The organism is Chloroflexota bacterium, from assembly GCA_016875535.1.
GTDB lineage: Bacteria > Chloroflexota > Dehalococcoidia > SHYB01 > SHYB01 > VGPF01.
This window is the reverse complement of record VGPF01000063.1, coordinates 1-9,009: the sequence shown is the minus strand read 5'-3', so window position 1 is coordinate 9,009 and position 9,009 is coordinate 1. Positions and strand designations below refer to the sequence as shown.

General features: G+C 63.9%; 9 protein-coding genes. 7 read left to right on the top strand and 2 right to left on the bottom strand.

Annotation, left to right across the window (positions count from 1 at the left end; all coding sequences use genetic code 11):
- Positions 1 to 140: 140 nt before the first annotated feature.
- Positions 141 to 1,337: a CoA transferase gene (locus FJ039_12060; GenBank protein MBM4406882.1), complete on the bottom strand. Its 1,197-nt coding sequence runs from the start codon at positions 1,335 to 1,337 to the stop codon at positions 141 to 143.
- Positions 1,338 to 1,443: 106 nt separating this feature from the next.
- Here FJ039_12060 and FJ039_12055 point away from each other — a divergent pair, with 106 nt between their 5' ends.
- The 4 genes from FJ039_12055 to FJ039_12040 are packed head-to-tail and all read left to right on the top strand — an operon-like array spanning position 1,444 to position 3,643.
- Positions 1,444 to 1,923 (top strand): EVE domain-containing protein, encoded by a 480-nt coding sequence (locus FJ039_12055; GenBank protein MBM4406881.1) that lies wholly within the window; start codon positions 1,444 to 1,446, stop codon positions 1,921 to 1,923.
- Positions 1,920 to 2,612 (top strand): hypothetical protein, encoded by a 693-nt coding sequence (locus tag FJ039_12050; protein ID MBM4406880.1) that lies wholly within the window; start codon positions 1,920 to 1,922, stop codon positions 2,610 to 2,612. Before FJ039_12055 ends, FJ039_12050 begins: the two co-directional genes overlap by 4 nt.
- Before the next feature lie 20 nt (positions 2,613 to 2,632).
- Positions 2,633 to 3,349: a sulfurtransferase gene (locus FJ039_12045; GenBank protein MBM4406879.1), complete on the top strand. Its 717-nt coding sequence runs from the start codon at positions 2,633 to 2,635 to the stop codon at positions 3,347 to 3,349.
- A gap of 9 nt (positions 3,350 to 3,358) precedes the next feature.
- Complete coding sequence (locus FJ039_12040; GenBank protein MBM4406878.1) at positions 3,359 to 3,643, top strand: hypothetical protein; 285 nt, start codon at positions 3,359 to 3,361, stop codon at positions 3,641 to 3,643.
- Positions 3,644 to 3,660: 17 nt separating this feature from the next.
- Here the strand turns inward: FJ039_12040 and FJ039_12035 are convergent, their stop codons facing one another.
- Positions 3,661 to 5,064, bottom strand: coding sequence for an MFS transporter (locus FJ039_12035; GenBank protein MBM4406877.1), 1,404 nt, complete (start codon positions 5,062 to 5,064; stop codon positions 3,661 to 3,663).
- Here FJ039_12035 and FJ039_12030 point away from each other — a divergent pair.
- The 3 genes from FJ039_12030 (at position 4,963) to FJ039_12020 (ending at position 8,623) form a co-directional block, all read left to right on the top strand.
- A complete protein-coding gene (locus tag FJ039_12030) occupies positions 4,963 to 5,961 on the top strand; it encodes an enoyl-CoA hydratase/isomerase family protein (protein MBM4406876.1) in 999 nt (332 codons plus the stop codon). The two genes, FJ039_12035 and FJ039_12030, sit on opposite strands and share 102 nt — an antisense overlap.
- Positions 5,962 to 5,979: 18 nt before the next feature.
- On the top strand, positions 5,980 to 7,197 hold the full coding sequence (locus tag FJ039_12025; GenBank protein MBM4406875.1) for a CoA transferase: 1,218 nt from the start codon (positions 5,980 to 5,982) through the stop codon (positions 7,195 to 7,197).
- A 115-nt stretch (positions 7,198 to 7,312) separates the two neighbouring features.
- Positions 7,313 to 8,623, top strand: a complete 1,311-nt coding sequence (locus tag FJ039_12020) for a CoA transferase (GenBank protein ID MBM4406874.1) — start codon at positions 7,313 to 7,315, stop codon at positions 8,621 to 8,623.
- Positions 8,624 to 9,009 lie beyond the last annotated feature (386 nt).

Here is a 9,009-nt window from a genome sequence, read left to right as displayed (position 1 = left end):
GAAATCGCTGTATTTTTCGACGATTTCCTCAAAGGTCGGCAGGGCGGTTGAGGTGATAGCCATAGCCTGCTCTTCCGGCGAGCCACCGCAAGAGAAGAATCATTATACGGAGCGGCGCGGAAGGGCGGCAAACACGCGTGTCACAGCACACCCTTCTTCTTCAACTCGGCCAAGCGCTTCTTAGACTGCTTCAGCATCGCGCCATAGACCCTGCTATTGTGCTCGCCCAAGCCAGGCGAGGCCGTCCGCACCTCGCTGGGCGTCCGCGAAAGTTTGATCGGGTTGCCCACTACCTTCACCCTCCCGGACTTCTTCGCCCTCACAGCGACGATCATCTTTCGCGCCGCGATCTGCGGGTCGCTCGCCACCTGGTCTATCGTGTTCACCGGCCCGCAGGCGATGCCCACCTCGGCGAAGGCCCGCAGCCATTCATGGGACGGCTTGGCCTTGAAGGTATCTAGAAGGATGGGGTTCAGTTGGGCATGGTTCTGCGTTCTCAGCCAGCCTGTCCCGAACTCCGGTTTATCTATCAGGTCCACCCGGTCAATGATGGAGCAGAAGAGGGGCCACTGGTCCACGCGCCCGCCGATGATAGCCACCACAAACCACTTGCCGTCGCTCCCTTGGTAGGAATCGAAGGGCGTGAAGATGGGGTGACGGCTGCCGATAGGCTTGGGCACATCTCCGGTGACGAAGTAGCGGGAGAGCGCTCCCTCCTGGATGGCAAGCTGGCAGTCCAGCATGGAGATATCCACCAGCTGGCCCTTGCCGCTCTTCTTCCGCTCATGCAGCGCGGAGAGGATGCCGATGACCCCGTACATCCCGCCGACCACATCGGCGATGGAGGTCCCCGGCCGCAGGGGTCTTCCCCCAGGCTCGCCGGTGACGCTCATGATGCCGCCCATCGCCTGCACGATGATATCCAGCGCGGGCTTGGAGGCGTACGGCCCCGTTTGGCCGAAGCCGGAGATGGCGCAGTAGATGAGGCGGGGGTTGTGCTTCTTGAGGGCGTCATAGCCCACGCCGAAGCCCGCCATCGTGCCAGGCACAAAGTTCTCGATAAGGATATCGGCCCTTTTGGCCAGCTTGATGAGCAGGTCCTTCCCCTCCGGCTTGCTCAGGTCGAGGGTGACGCTCTTCTTCCCCCGGTTCACGCTCAGGAAGTACGAGCTGTACTCGCCGATGAAGGGCCCATTGCCGCGCGCCGGGTCGCCACCCAGGGGATGCTCGATCTTGATGACCTCCGCCCCCAGATCCCGGAGCGTCATGCCGCAAAAGGGGCCTGCCAGGATGCGCGTAAGGTCAAGGGCGAGAAGGCCTGCAAGCGGGCCTGGCATGTGGGAGTGCTCCTCTTTCAGGGCGGTTGGATGGGATGGGCGGGTGGGCTACAATGTGAGCCGGTTCATTATAGCGAAGGCCCAGGTAGGCCTCCCAGGAGAGCGAATGGCGGAGCCAACCCACTGGATGCTGGTCAGCGGCGCCGATAACTTCGAGCGCTCCCGCACGCAAGGTTTCAAGCTGGCGGGGATGAAGAGCCGCCACCTCAAAAAGGCGGAGCGCGTGCGCCCCGGCGATAAGGTGCTCTTTTACCTCACCGGCATCCAGATGTTCGGCGGCACCGCGGAGGCCACTTCCACCTTCTTTGAAGACCACACGCCGCTCTGGGCCTCCAAGAAAGCCGGCGAAAGTTACCCCTATCGCTTCAAGATCAAGCCGGATGTCATCCTGGACGCGCCGCATTTCCTTCCCTCGGAAGTCATGGCCCAGCAGATGCGGTACGCCAAAAAGTGGCCCGCCCAGCACTGGCGATTGGCCTTTCAAGGCAACGTCCACGTCCTGCCCAAGGAGGACTTTGAGCTGATCCGCAAGGAGATGCTGGCCTCCCGAAAGTCGAAGGCCCCCACAGCAAAGCGAGGTGGATGATGCAGGCAACGGCTGAGCAAGTCTTGGAGGCCATCAAGAGCAACAATATCGCCGCCCTGCGCGCCGTCCTTCAATCCCACCCCGGAGCGGTGAATGAGCCGCTCTCCGGCGGCATCTCCCCGCTCATGATGGCGCGCTATTACCAGCGCAAGGAGATGTTGGACCTCCTCTTGGCAAGCGGCGCGCAACTGGATATCTTCTCCGCTTCCGCCTTGGGCCTCATCGAGCGCATCCACACCTATGCCCACCACAAGCCCGCCTCCGTCAACGCCTATAGCGTGGACGGCTGGACGCCCCTTGCCCTCGCCGCCTTCTTCGGCCAGCGCCAGGCCGTCTGGACGCTCCTGACCCATGACGCCGATGTGCATGCCGTCTCCCGCAGCCCTCAGCAGAACACCGCTCTCCATGCCGCCGTCGCCGGGCTGATGAACCGCCACGGCAATGAGCTGCCCATCTCGTATCTCCTCATCGCTCGCGGCGCGCCCGTCAACGCCCGGGATTCCGGCGGCGATACGCCGCTCCACATCGCCGCAGGCAGCGGCTCCCAGGCCCTCATCCTCGGCCTGCTCGGCGCGGGGGCCGATATCAGCGCCCGCGATAGCGCCGGTCGGACGCCCCTCGGCATCGCCCTCTCCCGCGATCAGCAGGGCGCCGCCGATCTCCTCCGCCAGATGGGCGCGCAGGAGTAGACCACAACCTTCGAGGCTGTATGACCACTTCCTCTTCCGGCTACGTCAATAGCGACCTGCTCGTGGAAACCCAGTGGCTCGCCGAGCGCCTCCAGCGCCGCGATTTCCGCATCGTGGACATGGGCGCCAGGGATGCCTACCTTCGCGCCCACATCCCGGGCGCCCTCCACCCTGGCCCGGCCGAAAAGTCCCACTACATCAAGGACCCGGACGACCCGCAATACGTCATGCCCAAGGAGAAGTTCGAGGCCCTCATGTCCAGCCTCGGCATCGGCAATGAGACCATTGTCATCGCTTATGACGCCGATGGCGGCCACACCGCCGCGCGACTCTGGTGGGTGATGAGCTACTACGGCCGCCCCAACTGCAAGCTCCTCAACGGCGGCTGGAACAAGTGGATGGCCGAGCGGCGTCCCGTCTCTCTGGAACTGCCTGCCTACCCGCCTGCCGCCTTCACCGCTATCGAAAAGCCTGCTCTCATCGCCTACGTGGACGATGTGGAGAAGGCCGTGGCCGCCAAGGAGCCGCTCCTGCTGGACGTGCGCTCGGAGGCCGAATGGGAGGGAACGGAGACTCGCGGCAACAAGCGCTCCGGCCGCATCCCAGGCGCGGTGCACATCGAGTGGAAGAACTTCGTCACGAACGATGCTCTCCGCGTCTTCAAGCCCGCCTCGGAGATCCAGCAGCTCCTTTGGAAAGCGGGGGTGACGCCCAACAAGAAGGTCACTACCTACTGACAGGCCGGAGTGCGTGCGTCGCACGCCGCCTTCACCCTCAAGCTCCTGGGCTACGACCAGCTCTCCGTTTACGATGGCTCCATGAGCGAATGGGCCAACCTGGATGAGACGCCGCTTGAGAAGGACGGCAAGGTCACAACGGGGCTAAAGCCGGCCCCGGCGAAGAGAGCCAAAGCGGTAGCGCCCAAGCCCGCCCGGAAATCCAAGACGAAGCCCAAACGACCGCTCCGCAAGAGCGGGCCTAAGGGCAAACGGCCGACCGCGAAGAAGGCCCAGCGCCGCAAGGCGAAGTAGCAGGGTACGGGACGGCCTCAGGTCGTCCCGTGCTGCTCGGGCAGCTTCTCGTACAGGTTCAGTCTCCTGAAATCGCCCAGGAGGCGCATCGCCAGGAGCGACGCGGCGGCCAAGATGGCGCCCATCCCGATGACCGTGGCCTGCAGGCCGATCACGTCAGCCACCGATGTTGAGACGAGCGAGCCGAGCGGCATCAAGCCGAATTGCATCATCACCAGGCCCATCACGCGCCCGCGCACGGCGTCCGGCAGGATCATCTGCAGGATGGTGTTGTTCACGGAGAGGTACATCATGCTGGCGGCACCGGCAACGATGAGCCCGGGCACAGCCCAGGCGAAACTGGGCGCAAGCCCGAAGCCGATGATGCCGATGCCGAAGACGATCCCGATGGCGAGCTGCAGCGTCCCCGGATTGCGGATCTGGGCGCGGCTGGCGAGATAGATGGATGCCACGATGGACCCGATCCCGGTGCATCCCAAGAGGAAGCCGTACTCGCGCTCCCCTACTTCGTAGACGTCCCTGGCGAAGAGCGCCAGCATGGTGAAGTACGGCATGCCGATGACGACGATGAACCAGCCCATAACCACCAAGGTCGCCACCGTTTTGTTCCGCCGCACGTAGACCAGGCCCGTTTTGAGGTTCTGCAGCACGGACTCCTTCGCCACGGTCGTCGTCTGCGTATGCGTCCGGATGTTGAGCGTGGTGAGCAGCACCATCAGATAGGCGGCGCAGACCATGGTGAAGACCCAAGAGAAGCCGACCGCCGCCAGCAGCAACCCGCCCATCGCCGGGCCAAGGGACCTGGTCAGGTTGAAGCCCGTTGAGTTGAGCGCGATGGCGTTCATCAGGTCCTGGCGCGGCACCAGGTGCGGGATAAGGGCGTGGCGGTTCGGGTTATTGATTGACCAGAGGGTGCCGAAACCGGCGGAAACGGCGATGAGATGCCACAGCTCCAGCTTGTGGCTGAACCCCAGGCTGGCCAACACCGCCCCGCAGAGGGCGGAGCCGAGCTGGCTCGTCGCCAGCACCCTTGTCCGGTCGTACCGATCGGCTAGGACCCCGCCGATGGGCGTGATGATCAGGGTCGGGAAGGCCCGCGCGGCGGCGATGACGCCCACCCAGTAGAACTCTGACGTGAGCTCCACCACCTGCCAGGAGATGGCCACCTGCTCCAGCCACTGGCCGGAGCTGATGATTAGGATGCCGATCCAGAGCACCCGGAAATCGCGGTGGCGGAGGGAGCGGAAGGTGCGGCCGCCGAAGCCGCTGGAAGCAGAAGGGGCGGCCGAAGATGGTGAGCCGGTTGGAGTGTCCGTAAGATGCCTTCGCTGTGCCGGGGAGCGGCGCACAGCCTCTTGAAGAATTGTAGCCCTCCATCCTTCTGTGTCAACGACGAAGGGGTCCCGCGGGCCGCCGCACAACGCGCCCTAGACAAGCGTTACAGCAACGGTATCATGGGCGGCGCACGCTATACTGTTGCCACCTTCGCCAGGAGGACCCCCGTGGTTGATTATGCACGCCTCGCCCAATCCAACCTGAACGTCCAAGTCCAGGACAAGATCGCCGTCATCACCATCAACCGGCCGGAGCGCATGAACTCCATCACCACGGAGCTGCACTCCGCCCTGGAAGACGTCTTCGTTATGCTGAACCAGGACGATCGCGTCCGCTGCGCCATCCTTACCGGCGCCGGGAGCCGGGCCTTCTGCGCCGGGGCCGATGTGAAGAACATGGCCAGCCGCAATGAGAATCCGAACGAGGCGAAGCCCCTGGGGAACATCCTCCGCAACGCCAAGTGGGTCATTCACAACTTCTTGAACCTGGAAGTCCCCATCATCGGCGCCATCAACGGCGATGCCGTGGGCCTGGGCTCCACCCTCGCTGTCATGTGCGATGTCACCGTCATGTCGGAGACGGCGCGCATCGGCGATACCCATGTCAAGATCGGCCTTGTGGCCGGCGATGGCGGCGCCCTCATGTGGCCCTTCCTGATCGGCATGAACCGGGCCAAGGAGTTGCTCTTGACCGGCCGCCTGATCAAGGGGACGGAGGCGGAGCGGATCGGCTTGGTCAACTACGCCGTCCCGCAAGACCAGGTCATGCCTAGGGCGATGGAGCTTGCGACTGAGCTCGCCAACGGCGCGCCCATGGCCGTCCGGTGGACCAAGGCCGCCCTGAACCAGCACATCTGGCGCGAGGTCGTCAACACGCACCACTTCTCCCTCGGCGTGGAATCGCTCACCGCCGCCTCCGAAGATACCAAGGAGGCGGCCAAGGCCTTTGTGGAGAAGCGGACGCCCACCTTCAAGAACCGCTAGGCCCTTCGCACCCGCTCCATGCCGCCGCCTGCGCAATCGCTGTCAGGACTTACCGTCCTCGATCTCACCTGGGGCATCGCCGGCCCCTATTGCTCCAAGGTCCTGGCCGGGTTGGGCGCTGAAGTCATCAAGGTTGAGCGCCCAAGCGGCGGCGACCCTTCGCGCTCCGCAGGCCCCTTCGTGAGCGACCAGCCTTCGCTGGAGACGGGCGTCTTGCACCTGGACCTCAACCAGGGGAAGAAGAGCCTGACGCTCAATCTGAAGTCAGCCGTGGGTCGGGACATCGTCAGATCCCTGGCTGCAACGGCGGACATCTTCCTCGAGTCCTTTCACCCTGGAGTCGTCCAGCGCCTGGGCCTGGACTTCGATGCCGTCCGCCGGGCGAATCGCCGCATCACCTATCTTTCCCTCTCCAACTACGGCCAGGACGGCCCATACCGCGACTACAAGACGAGCGATATGCTGCTCTTCGGCGGCGCGGGGGAGATGAACAGCACCGGCCTCCCGGAGCGCACGCCGATCCGCCTGGGTAACTACACCCAACAGTACCAATCGGGCAATATGGCGGCGGCCGCCGCCCTCATCGCCTACTACGGCACCCGCGACGGCAGCGATGGCCAGTACATAGATATGTCGCTCTATGAGACCACCGCCAGCAGCGTGGACCGGCGCATGCAGTACATGGTCTCCTACGCCTATACCGGCAGGCCCGGCCAGCGCCGCGATAGCGTCTACTCCCACTACCCCACGGGCAACTACCCTTGCAAGGACGGCTTCTACGATATCTTCGGCGGGCCGCAGTTCTTCACCCGCATCCTGGACATGATGGGCATGCCGGAAGTGGCCAAGGACCCGCGCTTCTCCACGCCCAAGGACCTGGTGGACGTGGTCCGCAAGGATGAGTTCGACTCCATCTTCCTCCCGTGGGTTACCCAAAAGACCATGCGCGAGCTGCTCAAGCTCTCCCAGCAGTACAGCGTCTACGCCGCGCCCATCTTCACGCCCAAGGACGTCTACGAAGACGAGCACATGAAAGCCCGGGGCTTCTTTCTAGAGGTAGACCACCCGGTGGTCGGCAAGGCCCTTTTGCCGGGGGAACCGGCCAAGATGTCCGCGACGCCCTACCAGGTGCATCCCGCACCGACTTTGGGCCGGCACAACGAGGAAATCCTGGTGGGCCGCCTGGGCTATAGCCGCCACGATACGGTCGCCCTTCGCCAGGCGGGGGTTATCTAGCCGTGGCGAAACTTTCCCAAGAAGGCGTCCGCATCCTCGACGGTCTATCGCCTCTCCCTCGATGGGAGAGAGCCTGCGCTGAGCCTGCCGAAACGAACTCGCAGCGCGAGAGGAGATGGTGATTGCTGTGTCGCGACTTCCCCTAGAAGGCGTCCGCATCCTCGATATGACCGTCGTCGTCGGCCCGCCCTGGGGCACCATGCTTCTTGCCAACATGGGCGCCGAAGTCATCCACGTGGAGTCCACGCAGTCCTTCCCCAGCACCACGCGAGGCTACACGGCTCACCCGGTGAAGGAGACCGTCCCCTTCATGGGAGCCGTCGGCCGCGGCTACCCCAACCTCGATCCCGGTTCCCGTCCCTGGAACCGCTTCGGCGCGTTCAACGGCACCAACCACAACAAACTCGGCATGACGGTGGACCTCCGAAACGAGACGGGCCGCCGGCTCTTCCGCGATCTCGTCCGCGTCTCGGACATCGTGGTGGACAACGTCCCCGGCCTGGTGGACAAGCTGGGCATCAACTATGCCGGCCTCCGCGCCGTGAAACCGGACATCATCTGCATGTCCGTGGCCGGCATGGGCGCCTGGGGCCCGTACAAAGACCAGAAGGGCTTCGGCATCCACTTCGAGGAGATCATCGGCCACGGCTGGCTGCGCGGCTATGCGGAAGACCACCCGGACTCCGTCACCAACGCCGTCCCCTCGGACCCGGCGGCGGGCGCCGCCATGTGCTGGCTCGCCATCGCCGCCCTGCGCCATCGCGACCGCACCGGCCAGGGCCAGTTCATAGACCTCTCCATGGGCGAATGCTATGTCCATCACCTCGCCTCCGCCTTTGTGGACTATGCCCTCACCGGGCGCATCCAGCGCACCCTGGGCAACCATCACCCCTGGATGGCGCCGCACTTCTGCTACCCCACTAAGGGCGAAGACCGCTGGATCAATATCGCCGCCGGCGGCGATATTGAATGGCGAGCCTTGGTGCAGGTGATGGGCAACCCGGCATGGGCGCAGGAGCGACGCTTCGCCACCTGCCTGGGGCGGCTCAGGAATCAGGGCGAGATAGACGGCCATATCACCGAATGGACGAAGCAGAACGACCGCTACGAGCTTCAGGAGCGGCTACAGCGGGCAGGCGTCGCCGCCTTCGTCGTCACGGACAACGCCGACCAGTACCGCGACCCTCAGCTTGTCCACCGGGGCTACTTCCGCACAGTCACGCATCCCGATTCCGGCACCCATGAATACCCCTTCCAGTACTGGAAGGTCTCCGGCACTCCCTGGGAGTTGCGCCATGCCGCGCCGCTCCTTGGCGAAGATAACCCCTACGTCTACCGCGACCTCCTCGGTGTCACCGAGCCACGCTACAAGGAGCTAGAGGCCTCCGGCCACATCGGCATGGAGTACGCGCCGCATATCCCGTAGGATTCCAAAGGGAGGGGCAAAAGGCAGCCGAAAGACCCTGGGCTTAGCTTTTTCTTTCGTACCTTTGCATATACGCTACTATCTTGCCAAAGTTTTCCGACTGGGATTTCATTGCAGCAATCCCATGTCGAGCCGCAAAACTAATTTCCTCTCCGTTTTTAAGGGCTCCCCCGCCCTAGGATTTTCTTGGACACGGAATTGGGCATGATGCCACAAACTCAAGGAGGTGTCCATGATGGATGGAAAGGGCGAGGGAGCACTTGATCGAGGCCGCGTTGAGCGAGGGAGATTCTCCTCTCGGCGCAAGAGCGGAGCGGTGATGCGGCTGCTGCATGGGGAAGAGTTGGACGCGCTGTCCCGGGAGTTGGGCGTCACGGCGGCGACCC

Excerpts from the sequence above, each read along its gene's own strand:
- FJ039_12060 (MBM4406882.1), bottom strand. The coding sequence starts at position 1,337 with ATGCCAGGCCCGCTTGCAGGCCTTCTCGCCCTTGACCTTACGCGCATC.
- FJ039_12055 (MBM4406881.1), top strand. The coding sequence starts at position 1,444 with ATGGCGGAGCCAACCCACTGGATGCTGGTCAGCGGCGCCGATAACTTC.
- FJ039_12050 (MBM4406880.1), top strand. The coding sequence starts at position 1,920 with ATGATGCAGGCAACGGCTGAGCAAGTCTTGGAGGCCATCAAGAGCAAC.
- FJ039_12045 (MBM4406879.1), top strand. The coding sequence starts at position 2,633 with ATGACCACTTCCTCTTCCGGCTACGTCAATAGCGACCTGCTCGTGGAA.
- FJ039_12030 (MBM4406876.1), top strand. The coding sequence starts at position 4,963 with ATGCCTTCGCTGTGCCGGGGAGCGGCGCACAGCCTCTTGAAGAATTGT.
- FJ039_12025 (MBM4406875.1), top strand. The coding sequence starts at position 5,980 with ATGCCGCCGCCTGCGCAATCGCTGTCAGGACTTACCGTCCTCGATCTC.
- FJ039_12020 (MBM4406874.1), top strand. The coding sequence starts at position 7,313 with ATGGTGATTGCTGTGTCGCGACTTCCCCTAGAAGGCGTCCGCATCCTC.